Source organism: Burkholderia sp. HI2714, from assembly GCF_002223085.1.
GTDB classification, from domain to species: Bacteria; Pseudomonadota; Gammaproteobacteria; order Burkholderiales; family Burkholderiaceae; genus Burkholderia; species Burkholderia lata_D.
Genome location: NZ_NKFM01000027.1, coordinates 40,028 through 58,059, shown reverse-complemented (window position 1 = coordinate 58,059; position 18,032 = coordinate 40,028). Strand labels below are relative to the sequence as shown.

Annotated in this window: 14 protein-coding genes and 1 tRNA gene; 9 read left to right on the top strand and 6 right to left on the bottom strand. The window is 65.9% G+C overall.

What is annotated here, in order from left to right; genetic code table 11:
- Positions 1 to 156: 156 nt before the first annotated feature.
- Positions 157 to 1,131, top strand: a complete 975-nt coding sequence (locus CFB82_RS14915) for a LysR family transcriptional regulator (protein ID WP_089484530.1) — start codon at positions 157 to 159, stop codon at positions 1,129 to 1,131.
- Between the two features lie 85 nt (positions 1,132 to 1,216).
- On the opposite strand, the gene CFB82_RS14910 is transcribed toward CFB82_RS14915, so the two are convergent.
- From CFB82_RS14910 to CFB82_RS14880, 6 genes are all read right to left on the bottom strand, one after another.
- The gene (locus CFB82_RS14910) at positions 1,217 to 1,999 is read right to left on the bottom strand and encodes a hypothetical protein (RefSeq protein WP_069248775.1); all 783 of its coding nucleotides are present in this window, start codon (positions 1,997 to 1,999) and stop codon (positions 1,217 to 1,219) included.
- A gap of 138 nt (positions 2,000 to 2,137) precedes the next feature.
- Positions 2,138 to 4,366 carry a hypothetical protein gene (locus CFB82_RS14905; protein ID WP_143750911.1) on the bottom strand — a complete coding sequence of 743 codons (2,229 nt, stop codon included), beginning with the start codon at positions 4,364 to 4,366 and terminating at the stop codon, positions 2,138 to 2,140.
- Positions 4,367 to 4,654: 288 nt separating this feature from the next.
- Positions 4,655 to 4,731: transfer RNA gene (locus CFB82_RS14900), tRNA-Met, on the bottom strand.
- A 158-nt stretch (positions 4,732 to 4,889) separates the two neighbouring features.
- Positions 4,890 to 6,548, bottom strand: coding sequence for an MFS transporter (locus tag CFB82_RS14890; RefSeq protein ID WP_089484527.1), 1,659 nt, complete (start codon positions 6,546 to 6,548; stop codon positions 4,890 to 4,892).
- 236 nt (positions 6,549 to 6,784) lie between these two features.
- Positions 6,785 to 8,350: a sensor histidine kinase gene (locus CFB82_RS14885; RefSeq protein WP_089484526.1), complete on the bottom strand. Its 1,566-nt coding sequence runs from the start codon at positions 8,348 to 8,350 to the stop codon at positions 6,785 to 6,787.
- A 17-nt stretch (positions 8,351 to 8,367) separates the two neighbouring features.
- Positions 8,368 to 9,096, bottom strand: coding sequence for a response regulator transcription factor (locus tag CFB82_RS14880; RefSeq protein WP_041492943.1), 729 nt, complete (start codon positions 9,094 to 9,096; stop codon positions 8,368 to 8,370).
- Positions 9,097 to 9,282: 186 nt separating this feature from the next.
- Between CFB82_RS14880 and recA the strand changes: the two genes are divergently transcribed.
- From recA to CFB82_RS14840, 8 genes are all read left to right on the top strand, one after another.
- Positions 9,283 to 10,356 carry a recombinase RecA gene (gene recA, locus CFB82_RS14875; RefSeq protein WP_089446337.1) on the top strand — a complete coding sequence of 358 codons (1,074 nt, stop codon included), beginning with the start codon at positions 9,283 to 9,285 and terminating at the stop codon, positions 10,354 to 10,356.
- Complete coding sequence (recX, locus tag CFB82_RS14870) at positions 10,356 to 11,225, top strand: recombination regulator RecX (protein WP_089484525.1); 870 nt, start codon at positions 10,356 to 10,358, stop codon at positions 11,223 to 11,225. Before recA ends, recX begins: the two co-directional genes overlap by 1 nt.
- A 146-nt stretch (positions 11,226 to 11,371) precedes the next feature.
- Positions 11,372 to 11,980 (top strand): DUF2889 domain-containing protein, encoded by a 609-nt coding sequence (locus CFB82_RS14865; RefSeq protein ID WP_089484524.1) that lies wholly within the window; start codon positions 11,372 to 11,374, stop codon positions 11,978 to 11,980.
- Between the two features lie 68 nt (positions 11,981 to 12,048).
- Positions 12,049 to 13,215 (top strand): ADP-forming succinate--CoA ligase subunit beta, encoded by a 1,167-nt coding sequence (sucC, locus tag CFB82_RS14860; protein WP_006755512.1) that lies wholly within the window; start codon positions 12,049 to 12,051, stop codon positions 13,213 to 13,215.
- Between the two features lie 69 nt (positions 13,216 to 13,284).
- Entirely contained in the window at positions 13,285 to 14,166 is an 882-nt protein-coding gene (gene sucD / locus CFB82_RS14855; protein ID WP_006477916.1) for a succinate--CoA ligase subunit alpha, read from the top strand.
- A 156-nt stretch (positions 14,167 to 14,322) separates the two neighbouring features.
- Complete coding sequence (locus CFB82_RS14850) at positions 14,323 to 15,027, top strand: TerC family protein (protein WP_089484523.1); 705 nt, start codon at positions 14,323 to 14,325, stop codon at positions 15,025 to 15,027.
- Between the two features lie 97 nt (positions 15,028 to 15,124).
- Positions 15,125 to 15,721, top strand: coding sequence for a pilin (locus CFB82_RS14845; RefSeq protein ID WP_069248768.1), 597 nt, complete (start codon positions 15,125 to 15,127; stop codon positions 15,719 to 15,721).
- 153 nt (positions 15,722 to 15,874) lie between these two features.
- Positions 15,875 to 17,653, top strand: a complete 1,779-nt coding sequence (locus tag CFB82_RS14840; protein WP_089484522.1) for a PglL family O-oligosaccharyltransferase — start codon at positions 15,875 to 15,877, stop codon at positions 17,651 to 17,653.
- The last annotated feature ends 379 nt before the right edge of the window (positions 17,654 to 18,032 follow it).

Here is an 18,032-nt window from a genome sequence, read left to right as displayed (position 1 = left end):
GCCGGAGCGATCGCCGCGCGGGACTGAGCGGAAATCGATCGCTTTCCAGTCCGAAACTCAGAAACTATTCAGGATCGGAGAACAATAGGTGGGGGCTTGTGCCGCGCCCGTCGCGCGCTCTATTCTGTTTCGTTGGCGATTCGAAGGGGGAGCAGCATGGACCGAATCCAGGCAATGGAAGTTTTTACCCGCGTGGTCGACGCGAACAGCTTCACGCGCGCGGCCGACACGCTCGCGATGCCGCGTGCGTCGGTGACGACCATCATCCAGAATCTCGAGGCGTTGCTCGGCGTGCGCCTGATGCACCGGACGACGCGCCGGCTGTCGCTGACGCCGGAAGGGGCGGCGTACTACGAGCATTGCATGAAGATCATCTCGGAGATCGCGGAGGCCGACGCGAGTTTCCAGACCGGCAACCGCAAGCCGAGCGGCGTGTTGCGTGTCCACATGCCGAGTTCGCTCGGGCGGCGCATCGTGTTGCCGTCGCTGTCGATTTTCCGGCAGCGCTACCCGGACATCACGCTCGAACTGGGGCTCTCCGACCGCTACGTGGATCCGGTCGAGGAGGGTATCGACTGCATGATCCGGGTCGGGCCGCTGGAGGATTCGTCGATGGTCGCGCGGCGGATCGGGATGCTGAAGCGCGTGACCTGCGCGTCGCCCGATTACCTCGCGCGTCACGGCGAGCCGCACGAGATTGCCGATCTCGCCGAGCATCATGCGGTGAACTTTCGATCTAGCCACGGCGCGCGGGCGATTCCGTGGGTGTTCATGATCGACGGCAAGCCGTTCGAGGTGCGGATGAACGGGACCGTCACGGTCAACGATTCGGATGCCTATGTGACGTGCGGGCTCGAAGGGTTCGGGATGATCCAGCCGACGCTGTTCATGGTGCTGCCGAACCTGCTCGACGGCTCGCTGGTCGAGGTGCTGCCGGACTGCAATCCGAAGCCGAAGCCGATCTCGATCGTCTATCCGCACAACCGGCATCTGTCTCAGAAGGTGCGCGTGTTCGCCGACTGGATCGCCGAGGTGTTCGAGTCGACGCCGTCGCTGGAGGGCGGGGAGAACTGGCGCGGGCGCGTGGGGGGGCAGGCGGCGAAGGTGCAGAGAGGGGCGGTGGCGGCGTAAGACGTCGGCGCGCGGCCGGGGCGGCCGTGTTGCCGGCCACCGTGGAATCCGGTACGCGCAGCCGGTACGCGCCGGGATGCCGCCGCTACCAGCGGATGGTGTACGGATTGTCGCCCAGCGCCCAGTGCGCGTTGTCGTCCCGCTCGAGCAGGATCCCCTTGTGGGCCCAGCCATCGTCTTCGGGAAAGAACGACAGCGCGCTCAGCAGGTCCGGGTCTGCCAGCCACGGCGTCGCTTGCTTGTCCGGTTTCCACAGGAAATTGACCCACGTCACCAGATGCGGATTGTCGTCGAACGGATTCTTGGAGGGCGTCATGAATTTTTCGACGCCGCCATATGAAACGTGCGCGCAGAACAGATTCATCATGTACAGGACGCTGCCGCCGGGTGACGAAGGATCAGTCGACTCGAGTTCGTGATATCGGTAATAGGGCTTCCCGAGCGCGGTGAGCTCGATGTGGCTCAAGCGCACATGCTTGTCACTCGCCTCGTAATCCGGATTCCTGATGGTGGGCTTCCCTTTGCCCGCGTCGAATTTGACGGTAATCAGGCCGCGGTTGATGAGCGCCTGCACGTCTTTCCTGACCGTCCCGTCCACTCTCAGCAAGCTCGCCGCCGTGACGTCGGCGGGCAGCTCGGCGCCGCTCAAGCTGACGCAGGCGTCGGTCGGCGCCGTGTTCTTGTCCGCGAGCGCGGCTTTCAGAATCTCGTCGATCTCGCGCTTGTCCAGGCCGCCCGGCGGTGACATGTATCGCACGCCTGCCACCACGGCGGCGGCGATCGCGGCGACCGCGACACCTGCCACCAGCCGACGTCGTCTCGTGCGTCCGCGCGGCTTGTCGCTGTTCGATTCGTTACGGTCCATCATCTGATCCTCGGAATTTTTCGTTGTCGATCGGGCAACTGCGGAGTCCGGTCATGGAGAAGCTGGCAGAGGCCCGACCGGTCGAACGCGTGTCAGATTTTCGCCGATCGTGGAAGTCGGCGGCCAGTCGATGCCATGGCTTCAGTTGCGGGATTGATCCGGAGCAGCGCCACGTGTCGCATGATCGCGCAGCGCGGCGGGCAATTGCCACAGCATCAGTTCGCGCGTGCCGAGTGCCCACAGCGCCGAACCGCTCCACGAAAAGGCCAGCGCCTGGATCTCGCTGTCTCTGGGTATCGACGATGTGTCGAGCTGCACGGGTGTGCGGCCCTGTGCGACGTCCCAGAGTGTGACGCGATGCTTCCAGCCGCCTGTGGTGTAGGTCGTGCCCATCGCAAGGAAGCGTCCGTTCGCGGAACGAGCGGCGGCCTTCAAGTTGTCGGCGCTGCCCAGCAGGGCCGACAGCACGTGCCCGCTCTTGAGATCCACCACGTGCATGCCGACAAAGCGCGCCCGTTTCGGGCCGGGATATTTCATGGGAGGCGGCATGCTGCCGTCGTCGTCGAGCAGGAGCACGAAGCCTGTCGCGATCCATTGACCCTGCGGCGAACCGAGCGGCTTGGGCACCCATTGCGCGACACCGGCGGCGCTGAAGGAATCCGGCGTGCCGAAGCGCTGCGGTAAGGCGATCGTACGCAGCGTGCGGCCGGTGTGGGCGTCCAGCTCGGCGAGCCCTTGCGAATCCTCCGTCCAGTAGCTCCCGGAAGGCCGCCAGCGTACCGGCCAGATCAGGGCATTGCTGCCGTTGCTGATCTCGTCCATCAGCGACTGGCGTACCGATGACAGCGTGGTGACGAACGGCCATGGATCGTCGGCGCCCGACGGTGGTGACGCCGGGCGCTGCACGGTCAGGAACGCGGAACCGACCGGGTTCTCGTCCTTCTCGTCATGCCGGATGTCATGCCAGAAATTGGCCGGCAGATCGTCGTCGAGAATCCAGTGCAAATCGCTCATCTGATGGTCTCGCCAATCGGTCTCGCTCGGCCAGACGACTTCATGACGATCGACCTTGCGGCTCGCGAGGTCATATCGGTACAGGCATGGCTTGCTCTTGGCGTCCGGCTGGCCGTCGAACCAGACGGCGCTGCCGTCGCCATTGATCATCATCCGTCGCGGGCCGTCCTTGCCGTGCCAGACTTCGTCCGCCTGCAACCCATCATTGCCCGCGTGCAGTCGCCACACATACTCGTTCCAGCCGCGGTTGTCGGCCACCTGGGCGCTGAACAGCAGGCTGCCATCCGGCAGGCCGAGGATGTCGTGCGGGTACAGCAACGTGCGTTGCGACGGGTCGGTCACGAACTTGTCCCAGCGGATGATCGACGGCTTGATGACCGGGGCGCTCTGGTCCGGCGCGACCAGCTTGATTGCGGGGGGCGGCGTCGACGGTGTCGACGGCAATTGCCATGCAGTGGGCGACGTGGCGATTTCCAGCCTGGCCGGCAGTGCGGACAGCGCGTCGGACAATGCCGTGAACACGTCGCCCGGTACGACGGATATGCCTGTCCTGCTGGATTGGGTCCGGTTGCCGCTGAATATGTCCAGGTCCTGAAGTGTCAGTGCTTTCCACAGGCTGTAGTCGGGGTTGGGCCGGGAGTCGATGCGACCGAACTGAACGACCGTCGCCGGATGCCCGAATATCGCGCTGACGTCCTGCACCCGGACGAACAGCGCGCTTCGGTACTGACCGGTGATGCCATCGCTGTGGTCCTGGCGGGCTTCCCAGAAGGCGTAGGTGGACTGCAGCGCAGGCACGCCCGAGCCCTGGAACAGCCGGTCGACGCGTGCCCGAGCCTGATCCATGCGCCAGTCCAGTTCCTGCCGGGTGATCGCGCCTTGTTGCAGCGCCCGCTGCAGTTTCGGCAGGGTCGCGTGGTCGGCGATGGCTGCGCGCAGGTCCGGCCGGCGCGACAACAGCACACGGCTCCAGGGGTCCGGCAAATTCTGCAGCTGCCAGCTATTGGCACTGGCTGTGACCGGGCTCGTCCGTTGCAGTACGCGCTGCACCAGCGGCTGCACCTGATCGTAGGGAGCGGAGACCAGCAGGAAAACGGCTTCCGCATAAGCTTGCCGGTTCTTGCCGTTGTCCCAGATCAGGACCTGTTCGCCTCGACGGGCGGCCACTTCGTAATCGTCGTCGTGTCCGGTGTCGCGCAGCTGCTCGAATCGCCAGTGCAGGCCGTCGACGGTGGTGTCTGGCAGAGGGTCGGCATGGCAGGCGAGCGGGATGGCGATGCCGATCAGAACCGACAGGAAGCATGCGAGGCGTTTTTTCATTGACGTTATGCCCGGATGCAGCAGAAATTTGGACATACCGATTCTAAGTGCGGTGTAGTGCTCGCGCCGCGGTGGTCCGGGTGCCATTGCGCCGGGTATCGACTTTTGCACCGTTCGGTATCGCCGCATACAGGCATCGGCGAGTGGATCGTCTTTTTACGGAGAGCGGTGCCGGCATCGGTTGCGTATCCACTTCGGTCTCGAGCGCAATGGCACGATCATCGTGGCCACGAAAGCATGAGCCGGTACTGGAGCATTGGCGTGTGTTTTTGGCGGAACAAATGAAAAAGCCGCTGTTTCTTTCGAAACAGCGGCTTTCGCATTTGGTGGCGAATCAGGGATTCGAACCCCGGACCTGCGGATTATGATTCCGTCGCTCTAACCGACTGAGCTAATTCGCCGAAGACTTGAATTATGTCGATCGGACGGTCGGCTGTCAATACCTTTTTCCATCTTTCCCGAAAAAAGTTGCCGGCGGCCCGTGCCGGCCTTCATTGCGGGCGGGAGCCGGTCCCCGGAAGGCGACTTTCCGCCGACCGTCCCCGCTGCGCACCCGCGATCAATCCTGCGCGTAGATGTTCGAGTCCTTCGTCTCCTTGACGAACAGCAGGCCGATCACGAACGTGGCCAGCGCGATCACGATCGGATACCAGAGGCCCGAGTAGATGTTGCCCTTCGCCGCGACGATCGCGAACGCGGTGGCCGGCAGGAAGCCGCCGAACCAGCCATTGCCGATGTGATAGGGCAGCGACATCGACGTGTAGCGGATCCGCGTCGGGAACATCTCGACCAGCATCGCGGCGATCGGGCCGTAGACCATCGTCACGTAGATCACGAGGATCGTCAGGATCACGATCGTCATCGGCCAGTTGAGCTGCGCCGGGTCGGCCTTCGCCGGGTAGCCGGCCGATTTCAGCGTCGACGCGAGCGTCTTGTCGAACGCCGCGCCCTGCGCCTTCGCGTCGGCCGCCTTGCCTTCATAGGCGGGGATCACCGTGTCGCCGACCTTGATCTGGGCCGTCGCGCCAGCCGGTGCCGCGACGTTCTCGTAGTTCAGGCCGGCCTTCGCGAGCGCGCTCTTTGCGACGTCGCACGAGTTCGTGAACTTCGACGTGCCCACCGGGTTGAACTGGAACGAGCAGGCGGCCGGATCGGCGATGACCGTGATCGGCGCCTTCTGCGTCGCGACCTCGAGCTGCGGGTTCGCGTAGTGCGTGAGCGCCTTGAACAGCGGGAAGTAGGTCAGTGCCGCGATCAGGCAGCCCGCGAGGATGATCGGCTTGCGGCCGATCTTGTCCGACAGCGAACCGAAGAACAGGAAGAACGGCGTGCCGATCAGGAGCGCGATCGCGATCAGGATGTTCGCGCTCGCACCGTCCACCTTCAGCGTCTGCGTGAGGAAGAACAGTGCGTAGAACTGGCCCGTGTACCACACGACGGCCTGGCCGGCGGTCAGGCCGACGAGCGCGAGGATCACGATCTTCAGGTTCTTCCACTGGCCGAACGCTTCGGTCAGCGGCGCCTTCGACGTCTTGCCTTCCGCCTTGATGCGCAGGAACACCGGCGATTCGTTCAGCTGCAACCGGATCCACACCGACACCGCGAGCAGCAGGATCGACGCGACGAACGGCACGCGCCAGCCCCAGCTGCCGAACGCTTCCTCGCCGATGAACGTGCGCACGCCGAGGATCACGAGCAGCGACAGGAACAGGCCGAGCGTGGCGGTCGTCTGGATCCACGCGGTGTAGAAGCCGCGACGGTTGGCCGGCGCATGCTCGGCGACGTAGGTCGCCGCGCCGCCGTACTCGCCGCCGAGCGCGAGGCCCTGCAACAGCCGCATCGCGATGAAGATCACGGGCGCGGCGATGCCGATCGACGCGTAGCCGGGCAGGAAGCCGACCACGAACGTCGAGACGCCCATGATCACGATCGTCACGAGGAACGTGTGCTTGCGGCCGACGAGGTCGCCGAGGCGGCCGAACACGATCGCGCCGAACGGTCGCACCGCGAAGCCGGCCGCGAAGCCGAGCAGCGTGAAGATGAAGGCGGCGGTCGGATTGACGCCGGAGAAGAAGCTCTTGCTGATGTAGGCCGCGAGCGAGCCGGCCAGGTAAAAGTCGTACCACTCGAACACGGTGCCGAGCGACGACGCGAAGATCACTTTCTTCTCTTCGCCCGTCATCGGCGAGTGGGAAATTTGCCCGCCTAACGTTGCCATGAGTCGTCTCCAAGTCCCTTGATATAGATGTGCGGCCGCCTTGGGTGGACGGGCCTGTCGAGGATTATTGGTACGGAAACTTACGGCCGACTGACTCGCGCGTACAAAACGACTGCAGGTTAACCCGCGCCGAATCGGTTGTTTCGTGCGCCCATCGTGCTGCGAAGTGCTTTGAACTTCTGGTAAATCTCAGATTTTGACTCGATCGGGGCGTGTTGCGGCGGCGCACGTCAGGGTTAATCCGGGGCGGTGTCGGCCAGCGGCAGGCTGACGCGCACGAGCGTGCCGGCGAGGCGCGGTGCGTGCTGGTACACATGATCGTCGAGCGTCAGCGTGCCGCCGTGCTGCGTGGCGATCTCGCGCACGATCGCGAGCCCGAGGCCGCTGCCGTCGCCTTCCCGCCCGAGGATCCGGTAGAAGCGCTCGACGACGCGCTCGCGTTCGGGGGCCGGGATACCCGGCCCGGTGTCCTCGACTTCGAGATGCACGAGCCGCGCCGCGGGCTCGGCGCGCACGCGCACCGTGATGCGGCCGCCGTCCGGCGTGTAGCGGATCGCGTTGTCGATCAGGTTGCCGAGCATCTCCCGCAGCATCACCGGATTGCCGTCGACGTCGAGCGGCCTGTCGTCCGGCGGGTCCGGCGAGTCCGGCGGGCCTTCGTAGCCGAGATCCATCCGTTTCGCGAGCGCGGCCTGTACCCAGTCGCGCACCGCGCGCCGCGCGAGCGTGGCGATCTCGACCGGCTCGAACGTCAGCCCGCTCGCGCGGTTCTCGGCGCGCGCCAGCGCAAGCAACTGCGTGACGAGCCGCGCGGCCTGCTCGGAGCTCGTCGCGATCTGCTCGAGCGAGCGCTGCACGTCGGGCGGGACGGGGTGGCGCAGCGCGAACTCGGCCTGCGTGCGCAGGCCCGCGAGCGGCGTCTTCATCTGATGGGCGGCGTCGGCGATGAAGCGCTTCTGCAGCGCCATGTTCTGTTCGAGGCGGGCGAGCAGGTCGTTGAACGACGTGACGAGCGGCTCGATCTCGGGCGGCGCGCGCTGCGCCTCGACCGGCGACAGGTCGTCGGGCCGCCGCGCGCGGATGTGCGCCTGCAGCGCGTTGAGCGGCGCGAGCCCGCGCGACAGCCCGAACCAGACCAGCAGGATCGCGAGCGGCAGGATCACGAACTGCGGCAGGATCACGCCCTTGATGATGTCGTTCGCGAGCGCGTTGCGCTTGTCCAGCGTTTCGCCGACCTGCACGAGCACGGGCTGCGGGCTGCCCGATAGCGGCAGCGCGACCGTCGTATACGCGACGCGCACGTCGTTGCCGCGCAGCAGGTCGTCGCGGAACATGACGACGCCTGGCGGCGGGCGGTCCTCGTCGCGCGGCAGCGGCATGTCGGCTTCGCCCGCGACCAGCTCGCCGCGCGTGCCGAGCACCTGGAAGTACACGCTGTCGACGTTGTCCGCGCGCAGGAAGTCGCGGGTCTGCTCCGGCAGCGTCAGCTCGGCGACACCGTTCACCGGATGGATCTGCCGCGCGAGCACATAGGCGTTGGTCTCGAGCGCGCGGTCGAACGGGCCGTTCGCGATCGTCTTCGCGACCAGATAGGTGACGGCGATGCTCATCGGCCACAGCAGCAGCAGCGGCGCGAGCATCCAGTCGAGGATCTCGCCGAACAGCGAGCGCGGGCGCGGCGCCTCGGGCGCATCGGTTTCGTCGGGCGGCGCAAACGGGTTCTCGTAGCGAGCGTCGCGCGCTTCGTCGGCGGCCGACGACGGCGCGCCGGTCGGGGGGCGGGTATGGGCCGGCGTGGCCATCGCGGCGACGCCCGGGTTCAGCGCAGCGGCGTGCCGGCCACCGCGGGCTGGGGCGCTGCCGTGTCGGCCGGCGCGGCGGGCGCGACCTTTTCGAGGCAATAGCCGAGGCCGCGCACGGTCGAGATCCGTACGCCGCTGGGTTCGATCTTCTTGCGCAGCCGGTGCACGTAGACTTCGATCGCGTTGTTGCTGACTTCCTCGCCCCACTCACAGAGATGGTCGACGAGCTGCTCCTTCGACACGAGCCGGCCGATCCGCTGCAGCAGCACCTCGAGCAGGCCGAGCTCGCGGGCGGAGAGGTCGAGCACGTGATCGTTCGCATACGCGATCCGGCCGACCTGGTCGAACGCGAGCGAGCCGTGGCGCACGACGGTCGGGCCGCCGCCCGCGCCGCGTCGGGTCAGCGCGCGCACGCGCGCCTCGAGCTCGTTGAGCGCGAACGGCTTGGCCATGTAGTCGTCGGCGCCGAGGTCGAGCCCCTTCACGCGCTCGTCGACGCTGTCGGCGGCCGTCAGGATCAGCACGGGGAGATTGGAATTGCGGGCGCGCAGGCGCTTGAGCACGTCGAGCCCGGGCATTTTCGGGAGCCCGAGATCGAGGATCAGCAGGTCGAATGTCTGCATCGACAGCGCGGTATCGGCGTCGACACCGGTCTTCACGTGGTCGACCGCATAGCCCGATTGGCGGAGTGACCGGGTGAGGCCGTCCGCGAGTATGCTGTCGTCTTCCGCGATGAGAATTCGCATGGTGCTGACCGATGGCCGGCGGGGCGTTCGCGCCGGCCGGCTGTCTCCGAAGTTATTCGTGTACAACGCTCTGCATTGCGGGCTTGCACAAAACACTGTTTTTTTATACAGTGTCTGCATTCGTGGGCAGCGCTTGAAAGTGGCGCGCCTCTAACAGACGCTGCTCATCATAGCAAAGGACGATTCATGGAAGATAGCAAGAAGGGCTCCGGGATGACCGCCGAGAAGAGCAAGGCGCTGGCCGCCGCGCTTGCCCAGATCGAAAAGCAGTTCGGCAAGGGCTCGATCATGCGCATGGGCGACGGCGAGGCGGCCGAGAACATCCAGGTCGTGTCCACGGGCTCGCTCGGTCTCGATATCGCGCTCGGCGTCGGCGGCCTGCCGCGCGGCCGGGTGGTCGAAATCTACGGCCCGGAATCGTCCGGTAAAACCACGCTCACGCTGCAGGTCATCGCCGAACTGCAGAAGATCGGCGGCACCGCAGCCTTCATCGACGCCGAGCACGCGCTCGACGTCCAGTACGCGTCGAAGCTCGGCGTGAACGTGCCGGAGCTGCTGATCTCGCAGCCGGACACCGGCGAGCAGGCGCTTGAAATCACCGACGCGCTGGTGCGCTCGGGCTCGATCGACATGATCGTCATCGACTCGGTCGCGGCGCTCGTGCCGAAGGCCGAAATCGAAGGCGAGATGGGCGATTCGCTGCCGGGTCTGCAGGCCCGCCTGATGTCGCAGGCGCTGCGCAAGCTGACCGGCACGATCAAGCGCACGAACTGCCTGGTGATCTTCATCAACCAGATCCGGATGAAGATCGGCGTGATGTTCGGCAACCCGGAAACCACGACGGGCGGCAACGCGCTGAAGTTCTACTCGTCGGTGCGTCTCGACATCCGCCGGATCGGCTCGATCAAGAAGAACGACGAGGTGATCGGCAACGAAACCCGCGTGAAGGTCGTCAAGAACAAGGTGTCGCCGCCGTTCCGCGAAGCGATCTTCGACATCCTGTATGGCGAAGGCATTTCGCGTCAGGGCGAGATCATCGATCTCGGCGTGCAGGCGAAGATCGTCGACAAAGCCGGCGCCTGGTACAGCTACAACGGCGAGAAGATCGGTCAGGGCAAGGACAACGCGCGTGAATTCCTGCGCGAGAATCCGGAAATCGCACGCGAGATCGAGAACCGCATTCGCGAATCGCTTGGCGTGGTCGCCATGCCCGATGGTGCAGGCCAGGACGAAGCCGAGGCGATGGACGAAGAAGAGTGATGGTCGGGCGCCGAGGTCAGGCTGGCGAGCCGGAGGAGAGCGACGCGCCCGAAACGGCGGGTCGCTCCGGCCGGCGAGCCGGATCCTCGGGCGCCGATCGGCGGGGCGCAGGCAGCGATGCCGCGAACCGCACCGCGACGAGGGCATCCGACGATGCCCTCGTTTCGTTTGAGATTGCCGCACCGGACGATCCGTTCGACGACGATGAATCGTTCGACGCGCACGACCGCTCCCGCCGTCGTGTTTCCGGTGTCAGCTTCCCGGGCGATCGCGCAGCCGATGCATCGGCGCCGGCCAGGGAGGATGTTTATACGCGCAGCAGTCAGCATCCGCGCCGCACACGTCGCGCGCCGGGTGCTTCTTCCGGCACGTCATCAGGTGACGCTCCGGGCGCTACCGAGCGCAAGTCATCGAAGCCTCAGCGATCGCTGAAGGGCCGCGCGCTCGGCTATCTCTCCCGCCGTGAATACAGTCGCACGGAACTCGCGCGCAAGCTCGCGCCCTACGTCGGCGAAGACGAATCCGTCGAGCCGGTGCTCGATGCGCTGGAACAGGAAGGCTGGCTGTCCGATGCCCGCTTTGCCGAGAGTCTCGTGCATCGTCGCGCGTCGCGTGTCGGCGTCGCACGCATCGTCAGCGAGCTGAAGCGCCATGCGGTGGGCGACACGCTCGTCGAGGAGGTGAATGCCCAACTCCGCGAGACCGAATGGGCGCGTGCGCAGGCGGTCTGGCGCAAGAAATTCGGTGCACTGCCGCAAACGCCGGCCGAGCGTGCGAAGCAGGCGCGCTTTCTCGCCGCGCGCGGCTTCTCGAGTGCGACCATCGTGAAGTTGCTGAAGGTCGGCGACGATTTCCTGATCGACGACTGACCGCGCCGATCGCGCGCGTGGCGCGCGATTTTGCTGCAACGCAACCGATTCCGGACAGGCGGGAATACCCGCCGTCGCGTCCACCTGTCTCAAATACCCAATATGCTAAAATCCACGGGTTTTCCTCTTCGGCCTCAACCTCCAGCATGCCGCTATCCGAGCCCGTGCCCCGTCAGTTGCGACATCAACGCGCAATCCGAGCGGAAGCTTACGAGCGCGGCGACGGCTTGTGGGACATCGAAGCCTGCCTGACCGACCACAAGCCGCGCGATGTCGCGCTTGCGTCGGGCATCCGGCCCCAGGGCCTGCCGATCCACGAACTCTGGCTGCGCGTGACTATCGATCGTGACCTCAATGTCGTCGACGCCGAAGCGTCTTCGGAATGGGTTCCCTATCCCGGTCACTGTCAATCCGCCTCTCCCGCCTATCGGGCCCTCATCGGGCTCAATCTCTTCCGCAATTTCCGCCGCAACGCGAACCGGCTGCTCGCCGGCGTCGCAGGCTGCTCCCACCTCACCGAACTGTGCGCCGTGCTGCCGACGGCAGCGATCCAGGCATTCGCCGGTGACGTGTGGAACGTGCGCGAGGAGGGGGGCGAAGGGCCGGACCATGACGGCGTGCACGACGAAGCGCCTTTCCAGCTCGGCCGCTGCCGGGCGTTGCGGTTCGACGGCGAGGTCGTGCGGCAGTACTACCCGCGCTGGTATGGCGCGAGCCGGCCGGACGTGCCCGGTGAAGGCAGCACGAAGGAATGAACGGAAATCATTCGAAGAAGCGTCTAAAGCGACTTTTCATCCAACTCTCAGACTGAAGGGAATCACGCATGAAGATTCACGAGTACCAGGGTAAGGAAATCCTGCGGAAATTCGGAGTCGCGGTACCGCGCGGCAAGCCGGCGTTCTCGGTTGACGAGGCCGTCAAGGTGGCAGAAGAGCTCGGCGGCCCGGTATGGGTCGTGAAGGCTCAGATTCACGCAGGCGGCCGTGGCAAGGGCGGCGGCGTGAAGGTGGCGAAGTCGATCGAGCAGGTTCGCGAATACGCGAACCAGATTCTCGGCATGCAGCTCGTCACGCACCAGACCGGTCCGGAAGGCCAGAAGGTCAACCGTCTGATGATCGAAGAAGGCGCCGACATCAAGCAGGAACTGTATGTCAGCCTCGTCGTCGATCGCATCTCGCAAAAGATCGTGCTGATGGGTTCGAGCGAAGGCGGGATGGACATCGAAGAAGTCGCCGAAAAGCACCCGGAACTGATCCACAAGGTCATCGTCGAGCCGTCGACGGGCCTGCTCGACGCGCAAGCCGACGACCTCGCCGCGAAGATCGGCGTGCCGGCTGCTTCGATTCCGCAAGCACGCGCGATCCTGCAAGGCCTGTACAAGGCATTCTGGGAAACCGACGCATCGCTGGCTGAAATCAACCCGCTGAACGTCTCCGGCGACGGCAAGGTCATCGCACTCGACGCGAAGTTCAACTTCGACTCGAACGCGCTGTTCCGCCACCCGGAAATCGTCGCGTACCGCGACCTGGACGAAGAAGATCCGGCTGAAATCGAAGCGTCGAAGTTCGACCTCGCGTACATCTCGCTCGACGGCAACATCGGCTGTCTCGTGAACGGCGCGGGCCTGGCAATGGCGACGATGGACACCATCAAGCTGTTCGGCGGCGAACCGGCGAACTTCCTGGACGTCGGCGGTGGCGCGACGACCGAGAAGGTCACCGAAGCGTTCAAGCTGATGCTGAAGAACCCGGATCTGAAGGCGATCCTCGTGAACATCTTCGGCGGCATCATGCGCTGCGACGTGATCGCGGAAGGCGTGATTGCCGGTTCGAAGGCCGTGAACCTGAACGTGCCGCTCGTCGTGCGCATGAAGGGCACGAACGAGGACCTCGGCAAGAAGATGCTGGCCGATTCGGGCCTGCCGATCATCTCGGCGGACAGCATGGAAGAAGCTGCGCAGAAGGTCGTCGCGGCAGCCGCAGGCAAGTAAGCGCGCGCTAATGAACACGCATGGCGGCGCGGTTCATACGCGACGCCAATCGAACAGAGGTCAAAATACATGTCGATTCTGATCAACAAGGACACGAAGGTCATCACGCAGGGCATTACCGGCAAAACCGGTCAGTTCCATACGCGCGCCTGCCGTGAATACGCAAACGGCCGCGAAGCATTCGTCGCGGGCGTGAACCCGAAGAAGGCCGGCGAAGATTTCGAAGGCATTCCGATCTACGCGAGCGTCAAGGAAGCGAAGGCAGAAACCGGCGCGACCGTGTCGGTCATCTACGTTCCGCCGGCAGGCGCAGCCGCTGCGATCTGGGAAGCGGTCGAAGCCGACCTGGATCTCGCGATCTGCATCACGGAAGGCATCCCCGTCCGTGACATGATCGAAGTGAAGGACCGCATGCGTCGCGAAGGTCGCAAGACGCTGCTGCTCGGGCCGAACTGCCCGGGCACGATCACGCCGGACGAACTGAAGATCGGCATCATGCCGGGTCACATCCACCGCAAGGGCCGCATCGGCGTCGTGTCGCGTTCGGGCACGCTGACGTATGAAGCGGTTGCCCAGCTGACGGCACTCGGCCTCGGCCAGTCGTCGGCAGTCGGTATCGGCGGCGACCCGATCAACGGTCTGAAGCACATCGACGTGATGAAGATGTTCAACGACGATCCGGATACGGACGCGGTCGTGATGATCGGCGAAATCGGTGGTCCGGACGAAGCCAATGCGGCAGAGTGGATCAAGGACAACATGAAGAAGCCGGTCGTCGGCTTCATCGCGGGCGTCACGGCGCCTCCGGGCAAGCGCATGGGCCACGCCGGCGCGCTGATCTCGGGCGGTGCGGATACGGCCGAAGCGAAGCTGGAAATCATGGAAGCGTGCGGCATCACCGTCACGCGCAACCCGTCGGAAATGGGCCGTCTGCTGAAGAAGGCGCTGTAATATTTCCACGTGGGTTCGTCCTGCAGAAAACGCCGGCTTTGCCGGCGTTTTTTGTTATGCTCGCGCAATGAATTCGTAAGCACCGGGCATGCATCGCGCATGTGCCGGCAATGAACCGGGTCGCCCGCGGGCGGCCGCCGTCCTGCCCGTCACGCCATGCTCGAATTCCTCACGTCGCTCCACTGGGGCGCCGTTCTCCAGATCGTCATCATCGATATCCTGCTCGGCGGCGACAACGCCGTCGTGATCGCGCTCGCATGCCGCAACCTGCCCGCGAACCAGCGGCTGCGCGGCGTCATCTGGGGCACCGCGGGGGCGATCCTGCTGCGTGTCGCGCTGATCACGTTTGCGGTCGCGCTGCTCGACGTGCCGTTCCTGAAGCTCGGTGGCGGGTTGTTGCTGCTGTGGATCGGCATCAAGCTGATGGCGCCGGTCGAGGGCGCGCACGACGACATCAAGCCGGCCAGCCGGCTGTGGGACGCCGTGAAGACGATCGTGATCGCCGATGCGGTGATGAGCCTCGACAACGTGATCGCGATCGCGGGCGCGGCCGAACAGGCCGACCCGTCGCACCGGATCGCGCTCGTGATCTTCGGGCTCGTCGTCAGCGTGCCGATCATCGTGTGGGGCAGCACGCTGGTGCTGAAGCTGCTCGACCGTTTCCCGATCTTCGTGGCATTCGGCGCGGGCCTGCTCGGCTGGATCGCGGGCGGGCTGATCGTGAATGACCCGGTCGGCGACCGCTGGCCGGTGCTCGATACGCCGGAGGTCCTCTACGGCGCGAGCATCGCGGGCGCGCTGTTCGTCGTGGCGATCGGTTACACGCTCAGGAAGCGCCGCGACGTACCACACGCGCACTGACATTGGCCGTCCGGCCGACTGCCGGATTCACGGTCCGCTGGCTACGATCGAGACGCCTGCCTTTATCGGCAGGCGTTTTTCGTTTCCGGAGCCTGCCATGTTCGAAGCCTTTTCCGTTTCCCTGTTCCGTCGCGTCGCCGCCGATCTGCGGCGCGCGAACCGGCCGTCGCCGCGCTGGCGGCCGGCCGGCTTCACGCTGATCGAACTGATGATCGTGCTGGCGATCGTCGGCGTGATCGCGGCCTATGCGATTCCCGCGTACCAGGATTACCTTGCGCGCTCGCGCGTCGGCGAAGGGCTCGCGCTTGCGTCGTCCGCGCGCCTCGCCGTTGCCGACAACGCCGCAAGCGGCGCGAGCCTCGACGGCGGCTACAGCCCGCCGGCCGCGACCCGCAACGTCGAATCGGTTGTGATCGACGGCGAGACCGGCCAGATCACGGTCGCGTTCACCACGCGCGTCGCCGCGGCCGGCACCAATACGCTGGTGCTCGTGCCGTCCGCGCCCGACAAGGCCGACGCGCCCACCGCACGCGTGCCGCTCAAAAAGGGCGCGATGCAGGCCGGCGCGATCGCGTGGGAGTGCTTCGCCGCCGGCAAAGGGGCGTCATCGCTGCCCGCGCCGGGGGCCGGGCCACTGCCGGGCGAAGCGGCGACGCTGCCCGCGAAATATGCGCCGGCGGAGTGCCGCGCGTAGCGCCGATGGCGGAGCAGGGCGGCGCGGGCGGCATGCCGGCCGCCGCTTTAGCCGGCCGGGGCGGCCGTGCCGTGTCGGGTCGCGGCGCGAAGGCTCCGCACAGAGGGGGGAAAGTTTTGTATAGTGCGCCGGTTGCTGACATCCGGTTCGCTCATGCCTTCTACTTTTTCCCGTTCGTTGCCGCTCGTTGCGCTGGCTGTCGCCCTGATCGTGCCGTACGCGATCACGAATCACACGTATCCGATCCCGACCTTCTATTCCGAGTTTTCCGCGCTGGTGCTGTATCTGCTGGTGGGGGTGTCCGTCGTGCTGCTCGCGCGCACGGGCCGCCCGGCCGAGCCGTTTGCGGCGCCGGCCGCGTTCGTCGCGCCGCTCGGGTTCGCCGTGGTGCTCATCGCGCAGGTGGCGCTGATCCCGCTCAAGGTGCCGTCGATGAACTGGCTGGCGGTCGGCTATCTCGCCGCCGCGCTGGTCGCGATGCAGGCCGGCTATGCGCTCGCACGCGACGGGCTGGCCGAGGCCGTGTCGCGGATGATGGCCGGCGCGCTGCTCATCGGCGGCGTGTTCGCGGTCGGAACGCAGATCGTGCAGTTGTTCCACCTCGAGTCGGCGCTGTCGCCGTTCGTCGTGGTGTACAACATCGCGGTCGATCGCCGTCCGTACGGCAACATGGCGCAGGCGAACCATCTGGCCAGCTACATCGCGTTCGCGCTCGCGGGCGCGCTGTATCTCGTGCAGACGCGCCGGCTCGCGGTATGGGCGTGGCTCGCGCTGTCGATCGTGCTGTCCGTCGGCCTGGCGCTGACGGTGTCGCGCGGGCCGTGGCTGCAGGTCGCGGTGATGGTCGTCGCGGGCTTCTGGATGGCGTGGCTCGAATCGCGCCGCGCGCCGGGCAATGCGCGTGCGTGGGCGATCCCGGTCGTGCTCGCGGTGGTGTTCATCGCGGTGAACGTCGCGGTGCGCTGGGCGAACGTCCACTATCACCTGGGTCTCGCGGAATCCGCGGCCGACCGGATGCGTGACGCGGGGCAGATCGCGCCGCGCCTCGCGCTGTGGAAGTACGGACTCGCGATGTTCCGCGAACATCCGCTGCTCGGTGTCGGCTGGGGCGAATTCCCGTCGCACCAGTTCGCGCTCGTGCGCTCGCTCGGCGGCGTCGAGATCGCGAACAACTCGCACGACATCTTCATCGACCTGCTCGCGAAGTCCGGCCTCGTCGGCCTGGGCGTGCTCGTCGTCGCGCTCGTGACGTGGTTCGTGCGTGCGGTGCGCGCGCCGCAGTCGAGCATGCGCGTGTTCGGCTTCGCGCTGATCGGCATCCTGCTGATGCACGCGCTGGTCGAGTATCCGCAGCAGTACATGTTCTTCCTGTTGCCGGCCATGTTCGTGATCGGGCTGCTCGAGGTGAAGTCGCTGCGCATCCTGCCAGGGCGTGCGGCGTTCGGGCTGTTCGCGGTGCTGTCGGTCGGCGGCGTGCTGGCGGCGGTGCCGGTGTTGCGCGACTACCAGCGCGCGGAAGTGCTGTATTACGGCAGCGATCCGGCTGCGCAGTACCGCGATGCGCCGTCGCTGCTGTTCGGCGCGTGGGGCGAATACGGTGCGGCCACGCTGCTCCCGATTTCGGCGGACGACCTGCCGGCCAAGCTCGCCGCGCATGAGCGCGCGATCGCGCTGTTGCCCGGCGAGACGGTGCTGCGCCGCTATGTGGTGCTGCAGGCGTTGGCCGGCCGCGAGGCCGACGCGCTCGACACCGTCGCGCGCCTGCACGTGTTTGCGAAGGAGTTGAAGGACTGGCCGCAACAACTGGCTGCGCTGTACAAGCTGTGCGATCAGCAGCCGGCGCTGAAGCCGTTCAAGGCGGCGGTCGTCGCGAAATACGGCGAAGTGCCGGCCGATGCGGCCGACGACGAGGACGACGACGATTCGGATTGATGCGCGCAGCGCCTGCCGGAACGGGGAATTCCGGCATGTGCCGCGCCGTGACGGAGCAGCGGTGCGCGTCCGGCGTCAGCGCCCGGCGCAACCCGGCGAATCCGGCCGCGCATCGATTACCTCGCGGATTGCATGGATTCCGGCTGAAGACCCGGCGATTCGCGTCAACCATTGTCAAATTGCCGCCGCTCGCCGGGCTGGGCGTGCACAATGCGCGAAAGCGCTAGCGTGCCGACCCGTGTGAGGCGAGGGCAGCGCGAACACAGGCAACACCCCGGCCACCCGGGAAGTCCGCCACGCAGGATCGCGGCCGAGCATCGATCGGCCGTGCGGCCGTAACGGGGCGCCGGTCCGATGGCCGCGGCGCAGTGTGACGCAT